The organism is Kitasatospora sp. NPDC034533, from assembly GCF_055575155.1.
In genome coordinates this window covers 156,406-180,724 of record NZ_JBVITE010000012.1, presented here as the reverse complement: position 1 = coordinate 180,724, position 24,319 = coordinate 156,406, and the positions used below count along the sequence as shown (strand labels likewise).

Here is a 24,319-nt window from a genome sequence, read left to right as displayed (position 1 = left end):
CCACCCCCCAGGTCATGCGATCGACAGGGGGCAACAGTCATGCCGGACCCGGAGGCCAGGAGCCCCGTTTCAGGGCCACGAAGAAGGTAACGGGGCTTGCGGGCGGCCATCAGTGCGCCTTGAAGGTGCCGTACACGAAGCTCTCGGGACGCGGGACCTCGAGGCCGATGCGCTCCGAGCCGCGCATCGTGACGACGCCGCGCTCGAAGTTGTCGACGATCGCGAGCAGGTCAGCGTCCACCTGGCGTCCCGGACGGGTCACCACCGCCCCCCGGATCGTCAGGACCTCGCCGGATCGCCCGGCATCGGGAGGCAGGTCCGAAGGACCGCCGTGCCGGGGGTGTCGAGGACGGTGAGCGTGCCGCCGTGGGCGGCCGCGGGGTCGCGGGTGGTCGGAGGACCGAGGCCGGCGCCGCCGTCGTCCCGGCTTCGGGTCTCGTCGAGGCGGGCGAACCGTTCGAAGATGTTCTCCCGGGCGCCCGGTTCGGTCGCGGCGGGGCCGTCGTCGGCCACGTCGAGGTGGGCCCGGCCGGCCATCCGGTCGGGGCCGAGCCGCACGTCGGGCTCAGTTCGGCACGGGGCTCGGGGCCGGGCGGCGGTCCGTGGCCGGGGACGCGCCGGAGTGCCCGAGCGCGAGGACGGTGTCGGCGTGGGCGGACACCAGGGGCAGGTCGTGGCTGACGAGGACGGCGGCGAGGCCGCGGTCGTCCCGTAGCTCGCGCAGCAGGCCCATGATGCCGTCGGCGGTGTCGGCGTCGAGGGCGGACGTGATCTCGTCGCAGAGCAGGACGTCGGGTTCGGCGGCCAGGGCGCGGGCGATGGAAACACGCTGGCGCTGTCCGCCGGAGAGTTCGTGGGGGTACCGGGCGGCGTGGCCGGGCGTGAGGCCCACGGCGGTGAGCAGGTCGGCGACGCGTTCCAGGCAGCGGGCGGTGGGCGCGGCGAAGTGGAGCTTCAGCGGGCGCGTGAGGGTGGCGCCGACGGTGTGGGCGGGGTTGAGGGCGCCGAGCGGGTTCTGGGGGACGAGCTGGATGCGGCGGCGCTGGTCCCGGCTGCGGCGCCGGTAGGAGGCGGCCAGCTGTTCGCCGCCGAGGGTGATGGTGCCGGCGTCGGGCCGGTGGAGGCCCGCGAGGACGCGCAGCAGGGTGGTCTTGCCGCAGCCGGACGGGCCGGTGATCCCGGTGAGGGCGCCGGGCGGCAGGTCGAGGTCGAGGGCGGTGAGGACGTGGTGGCGGTCGCGGCCCGTGCCGACGGTGGCCTCCAGTGCCCTGACCGTCACGACGGGCTCCGTCGTGGGGAGGGGTACGCGGCTGCGCGCGGCCGCGCTGGACGGCGCCGGGTCGCCGGCGTGGCGGTGGGGCTCCACGCGGTGGGGCCCCAGGCGGTGGGGCCCCAGGCGGTGGGACTCCAGGCGGTGGGGCCCCAGGGCGAGGACGTCGTCGGCGCAGCGGGCGACGAAGTCGGGGTCGTGGCTGGTGAGGGCGATGGCGATGTCCTCGCGGTCGGCGAGGTCGCGCAGGAGGTCGGCGATGTCGTCGCGCAGGGCGGTGTCGAGCCCGGCGGTGGGTTCGTCGAGCAGGAGGACGGCGGGCCGTCGGGCGAGGGCGCGGGCGAGGGCGACGCGTCGTTGCTGGCCGCCGGACAGGCCCGCGGGGCGGCGGCGTTCGAGGCCTTCGCCGGACGGCAGGCGGACCGCGCACAGCAGGTCCGCGACGGAGCTGTCACGGCGGTCGGCGGCGGTCTCGGTGATGAGCCGGGCGACGCGCATGCGGGGGTTGAGGCTGGAGCCGGGGTCCTGGCCGACGAAGGCGAGCTGGTGGCGGCGCAGGCGGCGCAGTTCCTCGGGCGGCAGGGCGAGGATGTCGTGGCCGAGGACGGTGAGGGTTCCGGCGCGGACGCGGGCGCCCGGGCGGAGGGCTCCGGCGAGGGCGCGCAGCAGGGTGGTCTTGCCGGCGCCGGAGGGTCCGGTGATGGCGGTGACGCGGCCCGGGGTGAGGGTGAGGGTGGCGTCGGTCAGCAGCGGGGTGCCGTCGAGGCTGATGGTCAGTCCGGTCGCCTGGGCGGCGGGGGCGCGGGTCCTCACAGCGGGGTCTCCGGGGTGGGCCGGGCGGGGGCGAGAGCCTCGGCGGCGAGGTTGACGCTGATGGCGAGCAGGCCGATGGCGAGGCAGGGGGCGCCGACGGCCCAGGGGTTGAGGGTGATGCCGGCGGCGTTCTCGCGGATCATCAACGCCCAGTCGGCTTCGGGTGGTTGGGGTCCGAGCTGGAGGAAGGCGGCGACGGAGACGATGTAGACGCCTTCGACGAAGCGCAGGCCGAACAGGGCGAGGACGGTGGAGCGCAGGTTGGGCAGCACCTCGCGCACGGTGAGGTGCCACAGGCTCTCGCCGCCTGCCGCCGCGGCTTCGACGTAGCCGGTGGCGGCGAGGGGGGCGGCCGCGGCGGCGACGATGCGCACCGCGTAGGGGATGCCGAGCAGGGTGGCGGCGGCCGCGACGGCGAGGCGTCCGCCGCCGGGCCAGGCGAGGGCGATGAGCATGATGGCGAGGACGGACGGCAGCAGGATCGTCAGGTCGGCGGCGCGTTCGATCCACCGTCCGAGGGCGGGGCGCAGTGCGGCGAGGATGCCGAGGGCGGTGGCGGCCGAGGTGACGGTGACGGCGACGGCCAGGGCGGTGGCGATCAGGGGCGCGCCGCCGGTCAGCAGGCGGCTGAGGACGTCGCGGCCGAGCTGGTCGCCGCCCAGCGGTGCGCCGTCGCCCGCCGCGGTGTAGGGGAAGGTGACCGGGGCGTCGATGGGGTGCGGGGCCAGCAGCGGCCCGGCGAGGGCGAGGGCGACGAGCAGCAGGGCGGGGGCGGCGCGCAGAAGTACGCGCCCCGTCCGGCGGGTGGCGGGCTTGTCGGCCGCGGGCTTGGTCGGGACGGTCATCGGCGCTCGTCTCCGAGGGTGGTGGTGCGGATCAGGTCGGCGAGCAGCAGGAGCAGGCTGATGGAGGCTCCTGCCGCGGCCACGACTCCGGCGACGAGCGGGGTGTCGCGGTCGGTGATGGCTCCGGCCAGGACGGCGCCGACGCCTGGGTAGTTGAAGAGGGTCTCGACGACGACGGTGCCGCCCAGCAGCATGCCGGCGGAGGTCGCGATGCCGACGGCGGCGGCGGGCAGGGCGCCGGGGAGCATGTGGTGGCTGAGGACGCGTCGGCGGGGCAGGCCGTCGAGGATCGCGGCCTGGACGTGCGGGAGGGCGGCCTGGTCGGCGAGGGCGCCGCGCACGATGCGGGTGTTCCAACCGATCTGGGGGATCGTCAGGGAGAGCAGCGGCAGGACGAGCATCGTCCAGGACTCGGGGCTGCCGTCCGGGCCGGTGAGGGTGACGGCGGGCAGCCAGCCGGTCCACTGGGACAGTGGCAGGAGCAGGCCGACGGAGACGACGAACTCCGGCAGGGCGAACGCGGTGGTGGACAGGGCGTCGACGGCCCGGTCGGTGCGCCCGCCCGGTCGCAGCGCGGCCCAGCCGCCGAGGGCGAGCGCGCCGGCGGTGCTCAGGACCAGCGCGAGGCCGCCGAGCAGGAGGGTGTTGGGGAAGGGGCCGGCCAGGACGTCGGTGACGTGCCGGCCGTGGGCGGTGGTGCCGAGGTCGCCGGTGGGCAGGCCGGTCATCCAGTCCCAGAAGCGTTCGGCGACCGGGCGGTCGAGCCCGAGGGCGGCGCGGCGGGCGGCGAGGTCGGCGGCGGTGACGCCCCGGTCCGAGGTGGCGCCCGCGGCGTCGCCCGGCAGGAGCTCGACGGCGGCGAAGACGGCGGCGAGCAGGACGACGAGCAGGACCAGGCGCCGCACCGCCTGCCGGGCGACCCGGCCCGCACCGGGGAGGATGCGGGCCGGCAGGCTCCGGGACGCTCGCGCGTCCGCGGGGTGGAGGGTGGTCAACGCGCCAGCCAGGTCTTTTCGAGCTGCACGCGGCCGTAGCCGGGGAGCGTGGGCAGGTCGCGCACGGCCGCTCCGGCGAGGTCGATGCCGTCGGCCATGCCCCAGAGCAGGTAGCCGGACCGGGCGAACTCGGTCTCCTGGAGCTGGTGGAGGAGCTTGTCGCGCTCGGCGGCGTCGGCGGTGCCCATGGCCTTGCGGTAGGTCTCGTCGAAGGCGGGCTCGTTCCAGCCGGACTCGTTCTGCCCCGCGTCGGAGAGCATCGTCTTGGAGGCGAAGAAGACGACGGAGTCGTTGGTGCCCCAGTAGGTGGTGTAGAGGGTGCCCTTGAGCCAGGTGGCGTCCCAGAACGCCTTGGAGTCCTGCTTGACGACGTTGATCTTCACCCCGGCCTCGCGGGCCTGGGTGGCGAACAGGGTCGCGGACTCGGCGAGGCCGGCGATGTCCTCGGTGGTGATCAGGTCGTAGGTCCTGGAGGTGTCGAAGCCGGCGTCGGCGAGGAGCTGCCTGGCCCTGGTGAGGTCCCGGGTGCGCTGCGGGATGTCCTTGGCGAAGGCGGGGTCGCCGGTGCCGAGGATGTCGTTGGCGACGCTGCCGTAGCCGGAGAGGACCTGCTTGACCATGGCCTCGCGGTCGACGGCGAGCTTGAGGGCCTCGCGCACCCGGACGTCGGCGAACGGGCCGTCGGCCGTGCGCATGACGATGGGCATCGCCATGTCGTTGGGGCGGCGCACGATCCGGACGTCCTTGCGGGCCTCGGCGGTGCGGGCGGCGACGGCGCCGACGTTGGACGCGACGTCGATCTGTCCGGCGAGCAGGGCGTTGGCCAGGGCCTGGGGGCTCTCGAAGAGGCGTACCTCGATGGCGTCGAGGAGGACCTTGCCGCCGTACCAGCTGTCGTTGCGCACCAGGCGGGCGTTGCCGTCGCGGTACCAGTCGAGTTTGAACGGGCCGGTGCCGGGGGCGCCGGCGATCGCGTCGTCCTTGGTGTCCTTCTTGAGGACGAAGGTGGTCAGGCGGGTCAGCGGCGGGAGGTCGGCGTTGGGGTAGTCGGAGACCAGGACGACGGTCTTCGGGTCCTCGGCGGTGATGCCCTCGGGCTGGATGCCGGGCAGGCGGCTCCGGCCGGCCGGGGTGTTGCGCAGGCGCCTGAGCGACCAGACCACGTCGTCGGCGGTGACCGGGGTGCCGTCGTGGAAGGTGGCGCCGTCGGCCAGGGTGAAGCGCCAGGTCTTCAGGTCCTGCGACGGCTTCCACGAGGCGGCCAGGCGGGGGGCGGTGTTGGTCGTGGCCCCGGGTATCGCGAGCGTGTCATAGATCAGGCTGATGATCAGGTAGTCGCTCTCGTTGGCCTGGGTGCCGTGCGGATCGCGGGTGACCGCCGAGGCCTTGCCGAGCGCGCCGACCTTCAACGTGCCCCCGGCGCGGGGCTGCTGGGAGGCAGCACCGGAGGGCGAGGCGTTCCCGGATCCGCCCGTGCCGCCGCCGCAGGCAGCGAGTGCGCCGGCGGCCCCGATACCGGCACCGGCCCACAGCAGCTGTCGTCTGGTGACGCCCACGTTCGTTCCTCGATTCGAGTCGCACCCCAAATTGCTTAGGTTTACCTATCCTAAGTTCGGGACAGGGCGCAACCCTCCGGGCGCAGCGCACCCCACCCCCGGCCGTGCGCCCCGCCGATCGCGAAACCCCTCCTGAGCTGGCGAGTTGGGCCGGTGCGCCGCCTGCGCCGCCCCCGGGAAAACGGGACCGCGCACCCTCGGGACATCCGACCGGGTAAGGCTTGCCTAACTTCTGAGTCGTTGTTAGGTTTCCTGTCGTCCGGCCGTTCGAGCCGTCCAGGATCACGCCCCACGCGCAGCTCCCGCCGCCGTCCCACACCGGCGCGGTGATGCCACGTGCCCGCGCACCAACCCTCCTCCCCGTCCCCGGAAGGCCCCGCCGTGCCCACCTCCCCTGCCCCGGTACGCCGTCTCGACGCCGCCACCGCCGCGGAACTCACCTCCGCCGCCGCCGAGTTGCTGGCGCGCCACGGCCGCGCGACCAGCGCCGCCCTGCTGGCCGACCTGCCCGCCACGTGCGCCCCGTTCAGTGCGGCGCTGCGCCACCGGCTGCGCCCGGTCGACACCGCCGACGGCCTGTTCGTGCTGCGCGGCCTGGACCTCGACGACGCCGGACTCGGCCCGACCCCTGGGCACTGGTCGACCGCCGCCGGCGCCGGCGCGGTGTGGGACGTGACCCTGCTGCTCGTCTCCGCCCTGATGGGCACCCCGATCGCCTGGGACGGCCAGCAGGACGGCCGGTTCGTCCACAACATCGTCCCCTCGCCCGGCCACGAGGACGAGCAGACCGGCGCCTCCAGCTCGGTCCTGCTGACCCCGCACACCGAGGACGCCTTCCACCCGGGCCGCGCCCACCTGCTGCTGCTGTGCTGCCTGCGCAACCACGACGGCGTCGCCACCACCGCCGCCAGTGTGCGCCTGACCGAACTCGCGCCGGCCGACCTGGAACAGCTCCAGCGGCCCGTCGCCCCGATCCTGCCCGACGACGCCTACGAGCGGGCCCGGCGGTTCCCCGGCCGGCCCGCGCCGGTGCCCACCCTCTTCGACTCCCCCGAGGGCCTGACCATGCGCTACGACCCCGCCTACACCCCACTGGAGGAGAGCGACCGGGCGTGGCGCGAGGCGTACGAGCGCCTCGGACGGGAACTGGCCCGCGTCTCGGTCGCGGTCAGCCTGGAGCCCGGCGACGTCCTGGTCGTCGACAACGACATCGTCGTCCACGGCCGCGTCCCCTTCCGGGCCCGCTACGACGGCACCGACCGCTGGCTCAAGCGCGCCTCCGTCCGCGTCGAGAACCGCCCCACCCGCCCGCTCGCCGAGCACGACGAACACGGCTACGGGCAGGCCGCCCTCACCGCCTGGGCCGCCTGAGCCCCGCCACCGACGCCGCCTCACCCCCCCTCGAAAGGGCACCCCATGGACCGGGACGACACCACCCTGCGCGTACTGTCCACCAGCGACCTCGCCGGCCTGGACATCAGCCTCGCCGACGTCGTCGACACCGTCGAGCAGGCCTACCGCACCCTGGCCGCCGGCAAGTCCGACAACCCGCGCAAGCTCACCGTCAAACCCGCCGACGGCCACTCGGTGTCCTACGCCATGCTCGGCCGCGACGGCATGCGCGACGTCGTCGCCATCAAGACCTCGTACAAGCACGGCCTCGACAAGGGCCGCGACGAGCAGCACTACTACACGACCCTGACCGTCTACGACGACGTCACCGGCCTGCCCGTCGCCATGATGGACTGCTCGCGCATCGGCTCCCTGCGCACCCCGGCCGTCTCCGCGCTGCTGGCCCGCGAGTGCGCCGCCCCCGGCGCCTCGACCGCGCTGGTCATCGGCACCGGCACCCAGGGCCGCCTCGCCCTGCCGTTCCTGCTCACCACGCTGCCCCACCTGGAGCGCCTGCTGCTGTCCGGCACCCACCCCGACGGCATCGCCGCCGTCCGCGCCGAACTCGCCCGCCACTTCCCCGGCCGCGAACCGGAGCTGGTCACCGACCTCCGGGCCGCCGCCCGCGACGCCGATGTCATCGTCGCCACCGCCGGAGCCCACACCCCGGCCGCCGTCGAGGCCGACTGGCTGGCGCCCGGCACGGTGTCGATCCTCGTCGGCCACGGCCTCGCGCCGTCCACCCTCCACCGTGCGGACCGGGTGATCGCCACCAGCGAGGCCCAGATGCGCGTCACCGGCACCGACCTGGCCGACCAGCACGGCCGCCTCCCGGACGTCGACCTGGAGCTGCCGGTCGCCATCTCCGGCGCCGCCCGGGCCCGCACCGCCCCCGACCAGCGGATCTTCGCCTACAACAGCGGACTCGTCGTCACCGACATCGCACTGGGCCACCGCTTCGCCCAGCTCGCCGCCGCCCAGGACCTCGGCACCGAGGTGGCCCTGTGGCGCTGACCCTGCCCGCCCACCCCGACCCGCTGACCGAGCGCCTGCACGCCGGTCCCCTGCTCCACGAACTCGCCCACGGCCTCGGCGGCCCCTTCCACTACCTGCTGCCCGAACGCTTCGACGCCAACCTGGCCGCCTTCCGCACCGCGCTCACCGACGCCCGGGTCGAAGGCCGCGTCTACTACGCCAAGAAGGCCAACAAGGCCGGCGCGTTCGTCGACCGCTGCGCCGCCGCGGGGGCGGGCGTCGACGTCGCCTCCCTCGGCGAGCTGCGCGAGGCCCTGGGCCACGGCGTGCGCGGCGAGGACCTCGTCGTCACCGGCCCGGCCAAATCCGGGCAGTTGCTGCGCGTCGCCGTACGGCAGGGCGCGCTGATCGCCGTCGACGCCCTCGACGAACTCGACCGGCTGCTCGCCCTCACGGGCGAACGCCCCGCCCGGGTGCTGCTGCGCCGCCACCCGCCCTCCCAGAGCCGCAGCCGCTTCGGCCTCGACGACCCGGGGCTGCGGCAGGCGCTCGACCGCTGCGCCGAGGCCGGCGACGCCGTCCGCATGGAAGGGTTCAGCTTCCACCTCTCCGGCTACGAGATCCAGGAACGCGCCGACCTCGCCGGAGAACTCGTCGAACTCTGCCTCCGGGCAAGGGCGTCGGGCCTGCGGGCGGACCGGATCAGCATCGGCGGCGGCTTCCCCGTCGACTACCTCGCCGCCGACACCTGGGACGCCTTCCTCACCGCCCAGGGCCCCGGGCACTACCACGGCCAAAGGTCCTTCACCACAAGCGACTTCTACCCCTACCACTCCCCCGTCGCCGGCGCCGACGCCCTGCGCGCGATCCTCGCCGCCCGCCCGGGCGGCACGGGCACGAGCCTCGCGGAGCGGCTGCGCGAGGCCGGCGTGACGCTGCTGCTGGAGCCCGGCCGCGCCCTGCTGGACCGGGCCGGCTCCTCGGTCTTCCGCGTCCTGGGCGTCAAGGACCGCGCCGGGTACGGCATCGTCACCGTCGACGGCACCAGCCTGAGCCTGTCCGAGCAGTGGTTCAACAGCGAGTACCTGCCCGAACCGCGGCTGCTGCCCGCACGCGCACCCGGGACCACGCCGCCCACGCCCTTCCCGGCGTGCGTCGGCGGCGCGAGCTGCCTGGACTCCGACCTGCTCACCTGGCGCAAGATCCCCTTCCCCACCCGGCCCGGGGTCGGCGACCTCCTCGTCTACCCCAACACCGCGGGCTACCAGATGGACTCCAACGAGTCCCCCTTCCACGAGCTGCCGCTGCCGCCGAAGGTCGTCATCGACCACCCCGACGAAGGCGGCCGGCCCCGCTGGCGCCTCGACCGCCGCCCCTGACCGCCGCGTCCACCACACCTGACGGAGCCCCACGCCATGACCGACGCCCTGACCCGCCCCCCGGTGGTCAGCCGGATCTCCGACCTCATCGGCCACACCCCGCTGTTCGAACTCGCCCGCGCCGACAACGGCGCCCGCCTGCTCCTCAAACTGGAGATGTTCAACCCCACCGGCAGCGCGAAGATCCGCATGGCCCGCCAGATGGTCCTCGACGCCGAACAGCGCGGCGACCTGCGCGAGGGCGGCCACATCATCGAGTCCACCTCCGGCAACACCGGCCTCGGACTCGCCGTCGTCGCCGCCGAACGCGGCTACCGCTTCACCGCCGTCGTCGACCACCACGCCGCCGCCGACAAGCTGCGCGCCATGAAGGCCATGGGCACCGAACTCGTCCACGTCGACGCCGGCACCGACGGCGGGGAACTCCACACCGCCGCCCGCGAGGAACTCGCCGAGTCCATGGCCCGCGGCAAGGACAACACCTTCTTCACCGAACAGCACAACAACCCCAGCAACGCGGTCGGCTACCACGCCGTCGGCCGCGAGATCGCCCAGGCCCTCGGCAACCGGGTCGACGTCCTGATCGGCGCCGTCGGCACCGGCGGCGGACTGTGCGGAACCGCCAGGGAGTTGAAAAAGAGCGTCCCGGGCCTGACCGTCGTCGGCGTCGAACCCCGGGGTTCGATCGCCTTCGGCCCGCCCGCCCACGACTACTACCAGTCCGGCACCGGCACCCCCGAGGGCGCCACCATCGGACTGCTCGTCGACTACGACCTCATCGACGAGGGCGTCAAGGTCGGCGACATCGAGGCCTTCGCCACCGCCCGCGCCGTCGCCCGCCGCACCGGCCTGCTCATCGGCGGCTCCGCCGGCGGCGTCGTGTACGAGGCCCTGGACCGGCTGCCCCGGCTCGCCCCCGACGCCGTTATGGTCGCGTTCGTCAACGACGGCGGTGAGAAGTACCTGGACACCGTCTTCGACGACGACTGGATGTCCGCCCGCGACCTCCTCGCCCCGGCCGTCGAAGCCGGGATCGACGAGTCACTGTCCAAACTCCGCAGGAACTGAAAGCGCCGATGCAGCAGCCAGCCACCCTCGCCCGCGACAGCCGCGCCCTCGCCGCCCTCGCCGTCCCGCTCGCCCTCACCCAGCTCGCCCAGGTCGCCCTCACCACCACCGACACCGTCATGATGGGCGCGCTCGGCACCGAGGCCCTGGCGGCCGGCGGCCTCGCCCTGGTCGTCTTCAACCAGCTGCGCACCATGGGCGTCGGCCTCGTCACCTCCGTCGGCAACCAGGTCGCGGCCGCCGCCGCCCGCGCCGAACAGGCCGAACAGGCCGAGGAGCCCGGCGCCGACGCCGGCGCCGGGACCGGCAACGGCGACGAGGTGCGCGGCCTGGTCCGGGCGGCGATGGCCGTCGCCACCCTCGCCGGCGTCGCGGGCGCCGTCCTGATGGTCCTCATCGGCCAGGGCGCCACCCTCCTCGGCCAGGACGCGGACGTCGCCCACCGCGCCCAGGGCATGCTCGCCGCCCTCGCCCCCGGGCTGGTGCCGTGCCTCTGGTTCCAGGCGATCCGCCAGTTCACCGTCGGCATGCGCCGCCCGCAGGCCCTGCTGCGGATCACCATCGCCTCCATCGCGGTCAACGCCGCGCTCAACTGGGTGTTCGTCCACGGCACCTGGGGCCTGCCCGAGCTCGGCCTCACCGGCATCGGGGTGGCCACCAGCTGCGTCCACCTGCTCTCCTTCCTCGCCCTCTACGCCTCCGCCCGGCGCGACCCGCGGCTCGCCCCGCTGCTGACCCCGGACTTCTGGCGCGCCGACCCGGCCACGGTGCGCCGACTGCTCGGTCTCGGAACCCCCATCGCCGCCACCTACGGCTCCGAGGCCGGGTTCTTCTCCGTCACCGCCCTGCTCGCCGGCAGCTTCGGCGCCGCGGCGCTCGCCGCCCACACCGCCGTCAACCAGCTGATCTACATCGTCTTCCAGGTCGCCGTCGGCCTCTCCCACGCCGCCTCCATCAACGTCAGCCGCGAACTCGCCCTCGGCGACCACGCCGCCGCCCGCCGGATCAAGAACACCGCACTGGCCTGCGGCGCCGTCGTCACCACCCTCGTCGGCATCGCCTACCTCACCGTCCCCGGCCTCGTCCTGCGGCCCTACTTCGACCCCGGCACGGCCGCCGACCAGCAGGGCCTGCACATCGCCACCGGCCTCCTGACCGTCGTCGCCGTCCTCCAGTTCTTCGACTGCGCGCAGAACATCGGCGTCGGCCTGCTGCGCGGCCTCGACGACACCGGGAGCGGATTCCGCATCACCCTCGTCGGCTACTGGCTCATCGGCCTGCCCGCCGCCTGGCTCCTCGCCTACCCCCTCGGCCAGGAGACCCGCGGCCTGTGGCTCGGCCTGCTCATCGGCCTCGCCACCACCGCCGTCCTCCTGCTGCGCCGCTACGGCCTCGCCCTCACCGCCAGGGCCGCCGTTCAGGAGCCGGCCGTCGCCGGCTGAACCGCGCCCCGCGCCGGGTCCGGCCCGGGGGCGGCCCGTCATGAACACCGCCTCCCCCGGCCGGATTCCTCCTCGGCCTCGGCGGGGCCGGCGGCGCCCCGGAACGGCCGAGGGGTCGCAGCCCCCCACGGACTGCGACCCCTCGGCGTACGGCCCGCCGCCTCACGGCACGAGCAGGCCCCGCTCGTAGGCCTTCACCAGGTTGCGCGGAACCAGGTGCTCACGGCCATCGACGGTGATCGGCACCAGCTGCGGGGCAGCGGCCTTCCACTGCGAACGGCGGGTGGGCCCCTCCTGCCCGTCGGTGGGCAAGGAGGGAGACTGTTGCTCCGGGACGTCTTGCGCTTCGGAACGGCCATGTCGGATCTCCCGTGGGTTGGGTCGGAGTTCAGCGGGCGGTGGAGGCGTACGGCAGCAGGGCCATCTCCCGGGCGTTCTTGATCGCCCTGGCCACCGCGCGCTGCTGCCGGACGGTCAACCGGGTGACCCTGCGGCCGCGTATCTTGCCGCGGTCGGAGACGAACCTCCGCAGGAGGTCGGTGTCCTTGTAGTCCACGGAGGTGATGCCGGCCTCGAACAGGGGGTTCGGGCGCGGGCGGGCGGCGCTGCGGCCGCCGGGGCGTCCGGCCATGTCGGATCCTTTCTTCGGATGGTCAGGAAACGGGTTCGAGCAGGTCGGCGAAGGCGTCGGGGAGGGACTTCCAGCCCTGCTCCCCCGCCATCAGCTCGGCGTCGGTGAGCAGGCAGGAGTCCAGCAGCTCGACGATGCCGTCGGCGTCCAGCCCCTCGGCCAGGAAGACCAGTTGCTGGACGCGGTCGCCGTGGGCAGGGTCCCAGTCCAGGGCGGCGGCGGCCCGGCGGGCCGGCGGGTAAAGGTCCCAGGCGCCGTCCGGCAGCGAGGCCAGCCACGGCCCGCACTCCTCCACCGCGAGGTTGGCTCCGGCCGCGTCCCAGGCCAGCATCAGCTCCGGCCGGTTGGCCAGCCAGAACCGGCCGCGGCTGCGCTGGGCGGCCGGGACGAGCAGTTCCAGCGCGTCGTGCAGCCGCGCCGGATGCAGCGGGCGGCGGCGCTCCCACACCAGGGTGGCCACGCCCGCCTCGTCGTGCTCCTGCGGCAGCAGGGCCAGCGCCGGGTTGACCCGGTCGCGGGCGGCCGCGACGTCGAAGCCCCCGAGCGCCGCGCGCAGCAGCTCGCCGCTGCCGAGCAGCACCCGGCGCGCGGTCGGGTGCAGCTGGCGCAGCATCGACAGTCCGGCCTCGCCGCCGCGGGCGACGGCGATCGTGGTGGCGTACTCGACCTGATGGGCGAGCGCCTCGGCGCGGGTGCGGGCGTCGTCGGCGCAGGTGTGCTCGCCGTGCTCGCAGAGGTCGTCGGAGACGGAGAGTTCACCGATCAGCCGGTCGGGATCGACCGCGGTGACCACTCCGGCCACCTCGATCAGCTCGTCCATCGGGCGGCCGTCCACCTCGCCGCCGGCGATCACCTCGACCATCGGGTGCGGGTCGCTGCCGCCCCACAGCTCGACGATCGCCAGCCCGTGCTCGCCGGCCTCGGCGAGGCCGGCGAGCAGCGGCAGCAGGTCCTCGCGCAGGGCGCAGCACGGGCAGCCGTTGGTCAACGGCAGGTCGGCGGTGTCGTACACGCCGTCGGAGTCGCGCAGTTCGCGGTGGACGGTGCCCCGGCCGGCGTCGCGCAGGTCGTGGTGGAGGACCACGCCGTCGACGCCGCCGTCCAGCAACTCCTGGACGGCGCGGCGGCGTTCGGCGCGGTGCAGGCCGGCGACCACGACGACGGGGAGCCTGACGTGTTCGGGCACGGCGCTCACCAGCTCGACTTGCGCACGCCCGGCAGCTGTCCGGCGTGGGCCATGGTGCGCAGGTTGATCCGGGAGAGGCCGAAGGCGCGCTGGTAGCCACGCGGGCGGCCGTCCACGGCGTCGCGATTGCGGACCCGGGTGGCGCTGGCGTCCCGGGGCTGGCGGGCCAGCTCGCGCTGGGCGGCGGCGCGCTCCTCGGGGGTGCTGGTGGGCCGCGCGATGGTCTTCTTCAGCTCGGCGCGGCGCTCGGCGTAGCGGGCGACGAGGGCACGACGCCGCTCGTTCTTGGCGATCTTGCTCTGCTTGGCCATCAGACCTTCTCCCCCCGGGCGCGGATGCGGGCGACGGCGGCCTCGATCCCGATGGTGTCGACGGTCTTCAGGCCCTTGGCGCTGAGCGTGAGGCGCACGTAGCGGCCCTCGCTGGGCAGCCAGTAGCGCTTGCGCTGGATGTTGGGGTCGAAGCGGCGGGGGGTGCGGCGGTGCGAGTGCGAGATCGCGTTGCCGAAGCCCGGCTTGCGGCCGGTCAGTTGGCAGTGGGCGGACATCGGGGGCTCCGTTCTGTCGGTCGATGCGGAAGCACTCTACATGAACATGGATTTCATTTTGCTATAGTCCTGACCGATCCGAAGGAGGCCTCGCATGGCACGCGACGAACTGCGCCCGATCATCAAGCTCTGCTCCACCGCAGGCACCGGCTACACCTACGTGACCCGCAAGAACCGCCGCAACGACCCGGACCGCCTGATCCTGCGCAAGTACGACCCGGTCGCCAGGCAGCACGTCGACTTCCGCGAAGAGCGCTGACCCCGGACCGGCAGAGCCGGCCCCGGACCCGACAGGAGAGCACATGAAGCCCGGAATCCACCCCGAGTACCGCCCGGTCGTCTTCCGCGACAAGGCCGGCGGCCTCGCCTTCCTCACCCGGTCGACCCTGACCAGCTCCGCCACCGTCGAGTGGGAGGACGGCCGCACCTATCCCGTGGTCGACGTCGAGATCTCCTCGGCCAGCCACCCCTTCTACACCGGGAAGAGCCGGGTGCTGGACACGGCCGGCCGCGTCGAGCTGTTCGAGCGCCGCTACGGCGCCACCGGCCGCTGAACGCGGGGCGCCGGGCCTGCCGAGCGGCCGGCGGCCCGTCGGCCGCTTGGCAGGAATCCGGACATGAGCTCCCTTAGCGTGGAAGGAGCCCGAAAGTCCTCCAGCGAACGGGGAGCGGACCGATGGCTGCTTCCAGGTCCGGCCCGGTGTCCCACCGCCCCTTACGGCCGGCACTCCGCGACGCCGCGGCCCTGGCGCTGGCGCTGGCCGTGACGGCGGCCTGCTCCGGCGCCCCCGGCAGCGGTCCGTCCGCTCCCTCCCCGTCGGGCGGGGCCATCCAGGTGGTGGCCGCCGAGAACTTCTGGGGCAGCATCGCCGCCCAGCTCGGGGGTGAGCACGTGAGGGTCACCGACATCATCAGCAACCCGAACGCCGACCCCCACGACTACGAGCCGACCGCCGCCGACGCCCGTACGGTCGCCGGCGCCCGGTACGCCGTGGTCAACGGGGTCGGCTACGACGCGTGGGCGGCCAAGCTGCTGGACGCCAACCCGGTGTCCGGCCGCACGGTGCTGACCGTCGGCGACCTCGTCGGCGTCGGCCAGGGCGGCAACCCGCACCGCTGGTACTCCCCCTCGGACGTCCACCGGGTCATCGAGCGGATCACCGCGGACTACCGCAAGCTCGACCCGGCCGACGCCGCCTACTTCGACCGGCAGAAGGCCGCGTACGAGGCCAGGGGCCTCGCCCGCTACGACCAGCTGATCGCCGACATCCGCGGCCGGTACGCGGACACCCCGATCGGCGCCTCCGAGTCGATCGTGACCCCGCTCGCCGACGAGCTGAAGCTGAAGCTGCTCACCCCCGAGTCCTTCCTCGACGCGATCAGCGAGGGCACCGATCCGACCGCCCAGGACAAGGCCACCGTCGACCGGCAGATCGCCGAGAAGCAGATCAAGGTCTACGTCCACAACAGCCAGAACTCCACGCCCGACGTCCAGGCCACAACCTGGCCGGCCTGCTCGCCGGCGCCGGTGGCTCGCTCAGCCCGGTGATCGCCGCCCTGCTCCACAACACCAGCAGCATCGCCGTCGTCGGCAACTCCGCCCGCCTGGTCGACCACCAGCCCCACCTGCCCGGCGAAGCCGGCCCCGTCCGGCACGCCGCCCCGCTGGAGGACCACCGCGTCCGCTGACGCCCACGGCCGGCTCCGCCGGGCGACCGCGCGGGCCGACCCCGCCCGTCCGCCGCCGAGGCCCGCGCGCTGCCCGCGCGACCCCAACCGTCAGTGCCCGCCGGTAGGTTGAGCGCATGAACAAGACGATCACGGACAGGGTGGCGCGGTTCCGGGACGCCGCCGCGGAGAATGGCCTGCCGGACGCGGAGGTGGAGCGCTGGCTCGGCCACCTGCGGCCGGCGGTGTACCTGGCGGCCGGGGGCGAGGGCCCGGCCGCCGCCGTGGCGGGCGGTGACCCGTGGCTGCCCGCGGGGGCCGAGGTGCCGTGCGCCCCGCTGGCGGCATCCGTCGACCTCGCGGCGCTGCCGGCCGGTGCGACGAACCTGCCGCTGCCCGCCGACGGGCGGCTGCTGTTCTTCGGCGAGCCGGACGTCGTCAACTCCGGCCGGGAGGTGGCGGACGCGGTCCGGTACGTCCCGGCGGGGACACCGACCGTACGGCGGGAGACGGAAGAGCACTACGAGGAACACCGGCTGGGGACGGTCTGGGTGGAGCCGTCCGCGCAGATGGACGACTACTTCGCGCTCGACCTCTGGGGCGAGGACCCGGACGACGAGCAGTTCGAGCTGGCGGACGAGCTGGCCACGATATGGGCGGGGACCGGCGGCCACCGGCCGCCGTGGGAGTTCCAGCTGGGCGGCCACCCGACCTCGCCGCAGTACGACCCGGTGTACGACGCCCTCCAGGAGGACGGCGCGTCGCAGGACTGGGTGCTGCTCGCCTCGTGGCGGTGCGGCGAGGCCAGGGGCGGCCCGGATGCGGGGATCGTGCACTGGGTGATCCGCCGGGCCGATCTGGCGGAGCTGCGGTTCGATCGGGTGCTCCGCTGCGCCGACATGGGCTGACCGGCCCCGGCGGAACGCCGCCGGCCTCGGCGTCAGCGCCGGCCTGCTCGCCGAGCACGCGCAAGCGGTGCCGCACGACCCGACGCACGAACTCGGCGGGGTGCAGGTCCTGCACCTGCGCCCAGACCGGGCCGAGCAGCCCCTCGAACGCTGCGTGCTGCGCACGATGGATCGAGCGCCATGCCTCGGGGCGCCCCGGTGCATGCAGTCCATGGATCCATGCCGGGGCAGGCGTGCGCGCGGGTGCGTAGACCCGCTCCAGTTCGGCACCGACCAGCTCGGCCGGGGCCGAGCGGACCTGTTCCAGGGCGTCCGGGAGGGAGTCCGCCAGCACATCCAGGAAGCTCGGCGCCCACCCGGCCGGGACGAGGACCGGAGCGGGGGGCCGCCGTCGGCAGAGCGCGAAACGCCCTGCGCAGCCGTGAGCGGGTGGACGAGATCGCTGTCCCTGCGGCACCCGAGCGCAGCCGCCCCTGCTCCGCAAGCGGCTCCTGCTGATCGCGGCCAGCCGACGAACCCCCACGGCGACGAGCCCATGACCGACTAGCCCCTGCCGTCTCGGGCCTGACGGTCCAGGAACTCGATCAGTCGCGTTTCCGAACGAAGAAGCCGTTCCCGTTGCTCCTGGGGAAGAGAAGCGAGTGCGTCGACAAGCACTCGCGTCCGTGGAACGTGCACCATGTTGCCGGAGTAGATCCGACAGCCGGAACACCAGGCGAATCCGATGCAGCGCTCGAAACCGGAGGACTCGGGCGGGTGGAACCGGTACTGGTACGAGCGGACCGGCGTCCCGCATGCGGCGCAGACCCGGCGTTCTCCGTCGAAGGCGGACCAACCCATGCTGACCTTGCGCCAGTGCTGACGCCCCGCGGGTGCTCTTCAAGTCGTCATGCCGGGCATTCTCTCTCGCCGCGAGCCGCCGGGCACAGCCGTCCGGGTCAGGCAGCCGAGCCGACAACGGACCGCAACGGCTTCGTGATCGACTTCATGAAGTCTGTGGCTGAGCCGTCATTTCAGGTTCTGGTTCGACTTCTGCGACCCCGGTCGCGGTGAGTTACCGGCTTCGCCGCTGTATCGAGCACGTCAGCTACCAGATCTGTACACCGCCGCCCATCTGCGCCGCTCGCTGGGCGGCGTCGCGGATATTGTTCAGACGATCCGCGATCTCGCCGGTGCGCTGGCCGATGGGCTTGGCCGAGTCCATGCGAGCGGCGATGGCCTCGATGTTGTTCTGGAGAAGGAGGACTTCGTCGATGAACTCCGGAACGTTTTCCGGGGCAACGCGGAGGTCGCTACCAGCCAGTTGAGGGAAGAACCGCGCCCCGAGCGCACGGACGGTTTCCGATCCCCAGACCGTAGTACGCCAGCTCTCGAAGCCGGCAAGATCCGACGCCCCTTCGGGGACGTCGAGGAAGCGGGACTCGCCGTTCTCGTCAGTGGTGAACACATCGACCAACAAGCTCATGCGCGAAGTCGACCATGTCCTTGCCCGGGTGGTCCACGTGTTTCCGCTTCGGCCACACGAGACCGGCGCAGGCATGGGCCTCCTTTCAGAGCCGGTTTCGACAGTGGGATCGAGAGCCACCTCCGCCGGCGGTGCGACACGCCGCCTTCGGAGCAATGTCATCGACTGCTCCGGTTGGACGCGACAGGCTGGGGGCCTTGACCATCTCCCTGCACGCCCGCAGGCCCCCGCCGCCGACAATCGGCCGCTGCCGTCCTTGTCGAAGTACGACCGCCTGCTCACGCGCAGGCCCACCGAGGAAGGCACGGCATGACCTTGAAGACCGCGGAAGGCGGGCGCACGCAGCCGCCGCCGAGGATGTCCGTGCCGGACGTCGACGCGCTGATCGAGACCGGCACCGAGTGTTACCGGCTCCAGACCACCGGGGCCGAGCGCCGGACCACCAGGCGCTCGTGATGGCGGGAGGGAGCGGGGAAGAAGAACCGAAGCAGCCGCCCTTTCCCGACCTGCGGCGTCTGTCCGCCGAACTCGACCACATGGCCGAGCAACTGGGCGCCCTGGCTGCCGCCAAGGACCGGCTGGAGGGCCTGTTGGACGCGGTGCTGGCCATCAGCCGGGAGGTGGAACTGCCCGCGGTGCTGCACCGCATCGTGACCACCGCCATGGAACTGGCCGGCGCCCGCTACGGGGCACTGGGAGTGCTGCACGAGTCCGGCGAGTACCTGGAGGAGTTCATCGTCGCCGGCCTGTCCGAGGAGGAACGCGCCGACCTGGCCGGGATCGGCTTCCCACACGGCCGAGGCGTCCTCGGGCACATGCTCCGCCACCCCGAACCCCTGCGGGTCGAGGACATCTCCTCCCACCCGTCCTCCATCGGGTTCCCACCCGGCCACCCGCGCATGCGCACCCTCCTGGGCGTCGCCATCAGCGTCCGCGGCGAGATCTACGGCGACCTCTACCTCTCCGAGCGTCGCGACCAGCAGCCCTTCGACGCCCACGACGAGAACGTCGTCGCCGCCCTGGCCGGCGCCGCCGGCATCGCGATCGAGAACGCCCGGCTGTTCGAACAGGTTCGTGGCGGATCCGAGTTGTTCCAGCGGCTTCTGCTGCCGGCCCTGCCCGACCTCACGCCCTTCACCGCCGCCGCCGTCTACCAGCCCGCCGCCGAGCCCAACCGGCTCGGCGGCGACTGGTACGACGCCATCCTGCTGCCCGACGACACGGTGACGGTCGTCATCGGCGACGTGGTCGGCCACGATCTGCGTGCCGCCGCCGCCATGGCTTCCACCCGCAACATGCTGCGCGCTCTGCTGTTCGACCGGCGCACTCCGCCCAGCGCGGTCCTCGCCCAGCTCGACCGCACCCTGCAGGCCATCACCGACAACCCCGTCACCACCACCAGCCTGGCTCGCATCGAGCCCGACGGGCACGCCTGGAGGCTGCACTGGAGCACCGCGGGCCACGTCCCACCGCTGCTGATCACCCCCGACGGGCGAGCGGAATACCTGTTCGCCGAGCCCGGACTACCGCTCGGAGTCAGCACGGCGCAGCCCCGCCCCGACCACACCCGCCACCTGCCCCCGGACACCACCGTGGTCTTCTTCACCGACGGGCTCATCGAACGCCACGACCGCCCCATCGATCGGAGTCTGGACGAGCTCGCCGACCTCGCCACCACCCACGCCGCCCTGCCCCTACAGGACTTCGTCCAGGCGCTGGCCGACCACCACCCCAGCGACGGCCACGACGACATGGCCATCCTCGCCCTGCGAACCCCGCACATCCGACCCCGCCCCGAGGCCCCGCCATCGCCAGCCCGGTGAACGTCCCCGGTCACAGCACCGGGTTCCGTCCGGCGCGTCGTGGCAGGTCACGCCACAGTACGCTGGGGCGGTGCTGCTCCCCGCCGTCCCGCGCATCCGCCTGCGTTCCGTCGATCAGCCGGCTGTCGACACGCCATTCGGCCCGCTGACCTTCACCACGGCCATCGGGAACACCGGCCTTTCGCCGCAGCCTGATGAGCTGTTCCAGCTGCCGGGTGACCGGACGCTCGCCCGCTGGGTGAGGTGTGACGCCCGCGTCGAGCTGCTGCTCACCCCGTACGATCCCGAGCTCGACCCCGCGCGCTGGGGGCCGCTGACCGACTGTCGCGCGGCGGTCTGGCGGATCGACGCCCTCGCACCGCTCGGGCGGGTGCGGTTCTCCGCGGGGCTGCCGGCGCGGCTTCCGGAGGGGGCCGACGGAGGGTACGACGGGGGTCAGGCACTGGCTGCGATCACGGTGGAGGACGAGACGACCCGGCTCACCATCGGGGGCAACGACGAGGAGGCGATCTGCTGGGGCGCCGACGCGGGAGAGGTACCGCGGCGGTGGGCTGCGCTGATCGACGAGGTGCACGATCATTCGGTCAGCACGTGGGGCGTGGACTACGGCTACCACCACGGCCTGTCCTGGACGCTGCCCCCGCTGGAGGCCGGCGAAAACTGTGAACTCCCCGTGGTGACGGCCTGGGCCCCGGCCGCCGACGAGAGTGCGAACACCTGGTACGCCGTCACGCCATCGCCAACGGTGCTGCTGAGTCAGGTCACCGCCGAGCTGGCGAAGCGGGCCGACGCTCCGGACGCGAGCTGACCACGGCCTGGGCCAGAGGCGTATCGACGCGGCGGTGGCTGTGCCGTGGAGGACGTAGGAGCGTTTGTCGGACTGCGTCGCGACGGCCGGACCGCGGCATCTCCCGCTGGGCGTCGGTGACCGACGACGGCGGGATCGTCGGACCGGAACGACTCACACCCGACCAACGACGAATCTCCGACTCCGGCCGCTAGCCCCGCCGGCGGCGGCGAGCGGGCGCTCCCGAGGCCCAGAAGCCCACCGCGATGAGGGCGAAGGCGGCGAGCGGGATGCCCTGGGTGGCCAGGTAGGTCCACCGCTCCGCGTGCGTCCAGCCGGAGGGGGCGTAGCCCTCGCCGAACCAGTCCGCGCCCAGCCCGGGCGCGATCAGCTGGACCGTGGCGAACGCGATCAGCAGGGTCAGCAGCGCGGACACGGCGGTGGGGTAGGGCGTGCGGAAGGGCCGCTCGGCCAGCGGGAACTTGCGCCGCAGGACGGGCAGCGCGGGGAAGATGCCCAGGTAGCTGACCAGCGTCGTGGAGACGGCCAGCGAGAGCACCGCGCCGAAGAGTTTGGCGGCGTCCCCGCCCGTGAGTTCGTGGGCGGGGACGAGTACGCCGGTGGCGACCAGCCCGCTGAGCAGGTTGACCCGGACGGGCGTGCCGAATCTCGCCGATATCACGCCGAGCGCCCGCGGCGCGGCTCCGTCGTATCCGGAGACGGCCAGGGCCCGGTCGGTGCCCATCAGCCAGGCCACGCCGGAGGAGAACAGGGTCAGCGCGAACAGCACCGCGGTGAGGCCGCCGAGGAGCAGGCCCGCCCCGCTCAGGACGACCGTCCCGTCGCCCTCGATCCGGCCGCCGTAGACGGTGAACACCTGGCGGATGGCGTCGAGGAAGCCGTGCAGGCCGGTGACGGCCTCGGTCGGCAGGACGAGCAGGATGCCCAGGATCGGCAGCGTGTAGAGCAGGACGCTGAGCGCGCCGCCGCGCAGGATGGCGAAGGGGACGTCCCGCTGCGGGTCGCGCATCTCGTCTCCGGCGCTGTTGGGCAGCTCGAAGCCGACGAAGTTGAACATCAGCACCGGCACCAGGCCGATGAAGCCGGCCCAGCTGGGGGTGAAGTCGGAGACCCCGAAGCCGTGCAGGCCGTGCTCGGCCGCGTACACCAGCACGGTGGCGGTGAACAGGGCGAGCAGCAGCAGACGGGCCCAGCCGCCCAGGATCGGAATCCACTTGCCGATGTCGAGGGAGAGGATCGCGGTGAGCACGCCGAGCCAGATGAAGCACAGCGTGAAGGCGTAGAAGCCGACCGTGCCCAGCGGCCTGCCGTCGCGGAAGAACGTGGTGAAGGCGGTCAGGGCGGAGACGGAGAGCGTCCCGCCGATCCAGACCGGGGTGGTCACCCAGTACATGAAGTTGTTCAGCGCTCCGGCCAGGTGGCCGAAGGCCAGCCGCACCCAGAGGTAGGGGCCGCCCTCCTGGGGGAAGGCCGTGCCCAGCTCCGCGCAGAGCGCGGCAGAGGGGACGAAGAACACCACCGCCAGCAGCACCATCCAGCTGAAGGCCTCGGCTCCGTGCGCCGCGACGGTGCCGATGGTGTCCAGGCCGACGATGGTGCAGAGCAGGAAGAAGAGGATGTCGAAGCGGCCGAAGTGCTTGCGCAGCTTGCGCCGTTCGAGCTCGGAATCGGGGGCGCGGCCGGCCGGATCGGCGACGGGTGGCGTGAGGGAGTCTGAGAGGTCGTCCACGCCGAAGAATGCTGCACACTTCGGCGGATCACCACAACGGGGCGTGAGAATCTCCGTCCCACGCCCCGAAGAACCGGAGATCTTTCGACGCCACCGCCCGGTGGGCGCCTTCCTTGCTGCGGAAGTGAAACACCGTCAATATGACAACTCCCTTTTACGGACGAGACATTGACCTGCCGTCACCGCTGTGGTGACACTGGAACACCAGGCCCGACAAGTCCTCCGGTGACGCATCAGGGAGCCTCTCGCGTGAAAGTCAATCTGTACTACGCCCCCTTCCCCTCCCAGGTCTTCAGGGGGTGCGACGAACCCATCAACACCGAGCGGCCGCTGAATCCGAAGAGCGCCCTGCCGACGCTGGCCAGCGGGCTGAGGATGTTCTCGGAGACCATGGGCTTCGACTGCGACATCGAGATCGTCGACATGCAGCTCGGGGGCCAGCGCATCCACTACAAGACCATCCCGTACGGCCCGCACCAAATGGACTGCTTCCGCTTCGGCTCCCCCTTCGAGGACTACGTCGAGAAGATCAGGGAAGCCGACATCCACGGGCTCACCTGCAATTTCACCAATAGCGCCCAGATCACCGCGGACCTCGCCCGGTTCATCAAGAGCGTCAACCCCAAGGCGTTCGTGGTGGCGGGGGGGGTCGACCCCACCGCCCGCCCGTACTACTACCTGGAGCGCGGGGTCGACCTGGTGGTCCAGGGCGAGGGCGAGTGGGTCTTCTCCCGGGTGGTGCAGGCCTACGCCAACGGCGGGGACTACGGCGGGATACCCAACACCGCCACCCGCGAGCGGATCGCCCCGAAGGTCGACATGTCGCACATCCTCGACATGAACGAGCTGCCGCCGATGGCCCTGGACCTGGTCGGCGACCTGTCGCTCTACACCGACACCGCCGAGGGCCCGCCGCCGGAGGGCGTCGGCTCGAACTTCATCTGCTGGGAGACCTCCCGCGGGTGCGCGTGGCGCTGCTCCTTCTGCACCGCGCCCTCGCGCGGCAAGTACCGCTACATGTCGCCGGGCGCCGTGGAGCAGCACCTCAGGTACTTCCGGGAGCTGGGCATCCGGACCATCGTCTGGCAGGAGGACAACCCGCTCTCCCGCATCCAGCAGAACGGCACCGGGCGCTTCCTCTACGACAGCGGCCGCGAGGAGCTGCTGGAGATCTTCCGGATGATCCGCGAGTACGGCTTCGCCTGGGAGTTCGCGAACGGCATCGAATTCGGCAAGTTCAGCCAGAAGGGCCGGTTCGACCACGAGCTGGCCGAGGCGCTGCTGGGCAACGAGAAGTCGGCGGACGGCTGGACGGGCTGCTACCGGGTGCAGATCCCGCTGGACAACATGAACATCGCCAAGAGCCGCTTCCCCAAGCTGCTCGGCTTCGACGAGCAGGTCGACATCCTGGCCACCATGCTCACCGACTACGGGGTCGGCCACCAGACCTACGACCTGTTCATCGGCTACCCCGAGCAGGACGCGGCCGCGGTGGACCAGTTCAACGAGTACTGCCTGCGCATCAAGGACGAGCTGGGCGCCCTGGGCGGCAGCACCTACCAGCCGTACTTCAACGTCTTCAACCTCTCGCTCCTGCCGGGCGCGCGCGACTACACCACGCTGCGCGACCTGCTGGCCTTCGACGTGGACGAGAACCCCGAGGTGATCGGGATCTTCCTGTCCGCGATCAACACCCCGCACTTCAGCTACTGGGACGTCTACCGGAAGCGGCTGGAGATGACGAACTCCCTCAACGACCGCGAGATGCACCGGCTCTACGACGGCATCTACGCCGGGTCGACCGCGGCGGGGGTGTGAC

The 24,319-nt window shown here is 72.8% G+C and carries 26 protein-coding genes and 1 pseudogene; 14 read left to right on the top strand and 13 right to left on the bottom strand.

Annotated features, from left to right (window positions below):
* Positions 1 to 109 precede the first annotated feature (109 nt).
* The 6 genes from ACZ55U_RS12170 to ACZ55U_RS12145 are packed head-to-tail and all read right to left on the bottom strand — an operon-like array spanning position 110 to position 5,479.
* Positions 110 to 241 carry a hypothetical protein gene (locus ACZ55U_RS12170; protein ID WP_465525201.1) on the bottom strand — a complete coding sequence of 44 codons (132 nt, stop codon included), beginning with the start codon at positions 239 to 241 and terminating at the stop codon, positions 110 to 112.
* Between the two features lie 38 nt (positions 242 to 279).
* The gene (locus ACZ55U_RS12165; protein WP_465525199.1) at positions 280 to 558 is read right to left on the bottom strand and encodes an ATP-binding protein; all 279 of its coding nucleotides are present in this window, start codon (positions 556 to 558) and stop codon (positions 280 to 282) included.
* 7 nt (positions 559 to 565) lie between these two features.
* Positions 566 to 2,083: an ABC transporter ATP-binding protein gene (locus tag ACZ55U_RS12160; RefSeq protein ID WP_465525197.1), complete on the bottom strand. Its 1,518-nt coding sequence runs from the start codon at positions 2,081 to 2,083 to the stop codon at positions 566 to 568.
* Positions 2,080 to 2,928 carry an ABC transporter permease gene (locus ACZ55U_RS12155; protein ID WP_465525195.1) on the bottom strand — a complete coding sequence of 283 codons (849 nt, stop codon included), beginning with the start codon at positions 2,926 to 2,928 and terminating at the stop codon, positions 2,080 to 2,082. The genes ACZ55U_RS12160 and ACZ55U_RS12155 overlap by 4 nt, the downstream gene beginning before the upstream one ends.
* Positions 2,925 to 3,923 (bottom strand): ABC transporter permease, encoded by a 999-nt coding sequence (locus tag ACZ55U_RS12150; protein WP_465525193.1) that lies wholly within the window; start codon positions 3,921 to 3,923, stop codon positions 2,925 to 2,927. Before ACZ55U_RS12150 ends, ACZ55U_RS12155 begins: the two co-directional genes overlap by 4 nt.
* Positions 3,920 to 5,479 carry an ABC transporter substrate-binding protein gene (locus ACZ55U_RS12145; RefSeq protein ID WP_465525191.1) on the bottom strand — a complete coding sequence of 520 codons (1,560 nt, stop codon included), beginning with the start codon at positions 5,477 to 5,479 and terminating at the stop codon, positions 3,920 to 3,922. The genes ACZ55U_RS12150 and ACZ55U_RS12145 overlap by 4 nt, the downstream gene beginning before the upstream one ends.
* 381 nt (positions 5,480 to 5,860) lie before the next feature.
* On the opposite strand from ACZ55U_RS12145, the gene ACZ55U_RS12140 reads away from it, so the two are divergent.
* The 5 genes from ACZ55U_RS12140 to ACZ55U_RS12120 are packed head-to-tail and all read left to right on the top strand — an operon-like array spanning position 5,861 to position 11,735.
* The gene (locus ACZ55U_RS12140; protein WP_465525189.1) at positions 5,861 to 6,850 is read left to right on the top strand and encodes a TauD/TfdA family dioxygenase; all 990 of its coding nucleotides are present in this window, start codon (positions 5,861 to 5,863) and stop codon (positions 6,848 to 6,850) included.
* Positions 6,851 to 6,895: 45 nt separating this feature from the next.
* Complete coding sequence (locus ACZ55U_RS12135; protein WP_465525187.1) at positions 6,896 to 7,885, top strand: ornithine cyclodeaminase family protein; 990 nt, start codon at positions 6,896 to 6,898, stop codon at positions 7,883 to 7,885.
* The gene (locus ACZ55U_RS12130) at positions 7,876 to 9,225 is read left to right on the top strand and encodes a type III PLP-dependent enzyme domain-containing protein (protein ID WP_465525185.1); all 1,350 of its coding nucleotides are present in this window, start codon (positions 7,876 to 7,878) and stop codon (positions 9,223 to 9,225) included. Before ACZ55U_RS12135 ends, ACZ55U_RS12130 begins: the two co-directional genes overlap by 10 nt.
* Positions 9,226 to 9,261: 36 nt before the next feature.
* A complete protein-coding gene (locus ACZ55U_RS12125; RefSeq protein ID WP_465525183.1) occupies positions 9,262 to 10,293 on the top strand; it encodes a cysteine synthase family protein in 1,032 nt (343 codons plus the stop codon).
* A gap of 8 nt (positions 10,294 to 10,301) precedes the next feature.
* Positions 10,302 to 11,735: an MATE family efflux transporter gene (locus ACZ55U_RS12120; protein WP_465525181.1), complete on the top strand. Its 1,434-nt coding sequence runs from the start codon at positions 10,302 to 10,304 to the stop codon at positions 11,733 to 11,735.
* A gap of 162 nt (positions 11,736 to 11,897) precedes the next feature.
* On the opposite strand, the pseudogene ACZ55U_RS12115 reads toward ACZ55U_RS12120, so the two are convergent.
* The 5 genes and pseudogenes from ACZ55U_RS12115 to rpmB form a co-directional block, all read right to left on the bottom strand.
* A pseudogene (locus ACZ55U_RS12115) lies at positions 11,898 to 12,094 on the bottom strand (large ribosomal subunit protein bL32).
* 29 nt (positions 12,095 to 12,123) lie between these two features.
* Positions 12,124 to 12,366: a 30S ribosomal protein S18 gene (gene rpsR / locus ACZ55U_RS12110; protein WP_465525179.1), complete on the bottom strand. Its 243-nt coding sequence runs from the start codon at positions 12,364 to 12,366 to the stop codon at positions 12,124 to 12,126.
* Positions 12,367 to 12,388: 22 nt separating this feature from the next.
* Entirely contained in the window at positions 12,389 to 13,552 is a 1,164-nt protein-coding gene (locus ACZ55U_RS12105; RefSeq protein WP_465525177.1) for a CobW family GTP-binding protein, read from the bottom strand.
* Positions 13,553 to 13,557: 5 nt separating this feature from the next.
* On the bottom strand, positions 13,558 to 13,863 hold the full coding sequence (rpsN, locus tag ACZ55U_RS12100; RefSeq protein WP_465525175.1) for a 30S ribosomal protein S14: 306 nt from the start codon (positions 13,861 to 13,863) through the stop codon (positions 13,558 to 13,560).
* Positions 13,863 to 14,099, bottom strand: a complete 237-nt coding sequence (gene rpmB / locus ACZ55U_RS12095) for a 50S ribosomal protein L28 (RefSeq protein WP_465525173.1) — start codon at positions 14,097 to 14,099, stop codon at positions 13,863 to 13,865. Before rpmB ends, rpsN begins: the two co-directional genes overlap by 1 nt.
* A 94-nt stretch (positions 14,100 to 14,193) precedes the next feature.
* Here rpmB and rpmG point away from each other — a divergent pair, with 94 nt between their 5' ends.
* From rpmG to ACZ55U_RS12070, 5 genes are all read left to right on the top strand, one after another.
* Positions 14,194 to 14,358, top strand: coding sequence for a 50S ribosomal protein L33 (gene rpmG / locus ACZ55U_RS12090; protein WP_465525171.1), 165 nt, complete (start codon positions 14,194 to 14,196; stop codon positions 14,356 to 14,358).
* A gap of 43 nt (positions 14,359 to 14,401) precedes the next feature.
* Complete coding sequence (locus ACZ55U_RS12085) at positions 14,402 to 14,653, top strand: type B 50S ribosomal protein L31 (RefSeq protein WP_465525169.1); 252 nt, start codon at positions 14,402 to 14,404, stop codon at positions 14,651 to 14,653.
* A gap of 122 nt (positions 14,654 to 14,775) precedes the next feature.
* Positions 14,776 to 15,648: a metal ABC transporter solute-binding protein, Zn/Mn family gene (locus tag ACZ55U_RS12080; RefSeq protein ID WP_465525167.1), complete on the top strand. Its 873-nt coding sequence runs from the start codon at positions 14,776 to 14,778 to the stop codon at positions 15,646 to 15,648.
* Complete coding sequence (locus ACZ55U_RS12075) at positions 15,645 to 15,788, top strand: hypothetical protein (RefSeq protein ID WP_465525165.1); 144 nt, start codon at positions 15,645 to 15,647, stop codon at positions 15,786 to 15,788. The genes ACZ55U_RS12080 and ACZ55U_RS12075 overlap by 4 nt, the downstream gene beginning before the upstream one ends.
* Before the next feature lie 116 nt (positions 15,789 to 15,904).
* A complete protein-coding gene (locus ACZ55U_RS12070) occupies positions 15,905 to 16,675 on the top strand; it encodes a DUF1963 domain-containing protein (RefSeq protein WP_465525163.1) in 771 nt (256 codons plus the stop codon).
* Between the two features lie 1,087 nt (positions 16,676 to 17,762).
* On the opposite strand, the gene ACZ55U_RS12065 is transcribed toward ACZ55U_RS12070, so the two are convergent.
* On the bottom strand, positions 17,763 to 18,140 hold the full coding sequence (locus tag ACZ55U_RS12065) for a hypothetical protein (protein ID WP_465525161.1): 378 nt from the start codon (positions 18,138 to 18,140) through the stop codon (positions 17,763 to 17,765).
* Positions 18,141 to 18,449: 309 nt separating this feature from the next.
* Here ACZ55U_RS12065 and ACZ55U_RS12060 point away from each other — a divergent pair, with 309 nt between their 5' ends.
* The 3 genes from ACZ55U_RS12060 to ACZ55U_RS12050 all read left to right on the top strand — a co-directional run bounded on the left by ACZ55U_RS12060 (position 18,450) and on the right by ACZ55U_RS12050 (position 20,771).
* A complete protein-coding gene (locus ACZ55U_RS12060; protein ID WP_465525159.1) occupies positions 18,450 to 18,596 on the top strand; it encodes a hypothetical protein in 147 nt (48 codons plus the stop codon).
* Complete coding sequence (locus ACZ55U_RS12055; RefSeq protein WP_465525157.1) at positions 18,596 to 19,963, top strand: PP2C family protein-serine/threonine phosphatase; 1,368 nt, start codon at positions 18,596 to 18,598, stop codon at positions 19,961 to 19,963. The genes ACZ55U_RS12060 and ACZ55U_RS12055 overlap by 1 nt, the downstream gene beginning before the upstream one ends.
* Before the next feature lie 70 nt (positions 19,964 to 20,033).
* Complete coding sequence (locus ACZ55U_RS12050; RefSeq protein ID WP_465525155.1) at positions 20,034 to 20,771, top strand: hypothetical protein; 738 nt, start codon at positions 20,034 to 20,036, stop codon at positions 20,769 to 20,771.
* Positions 20,772 to 20,961: 190 nt separating this feature from the next.
* Here ACZ55U_RS12050 and ACZ55U_RS12045 read toward each other — a convergent pair whose 3' ends face one another.
* Positions 20,962 to 22,500, bottom strand: coding sequence for an APC family permease (locus ACZ55U_RS12045; protein WP_465525153.1), 1,539 nt, complete (start codon positions 22,498 to 22,500; stop codon positions 20,962 to 20,964).
* A gap of 249 nt (positions 22,501 to 22,749) precedes the next feature.
* Between ACZ55U_RS12045 and ACZ55U_RS12040 the strand changes: the two genes are divergently transcribed.
* Entirely contained in the window at positions 22,750 to 24,318 is a 1,569-nt protein-coding gene (locus ACZ55U_RS12040; RefSeq protein ID WP_465525151.1) for a B12-binding domain-containing radical SAM protein, read from the top strand.
* The last annotated feature ends 1 nt before the right edge of the window (position 24,319 follow it).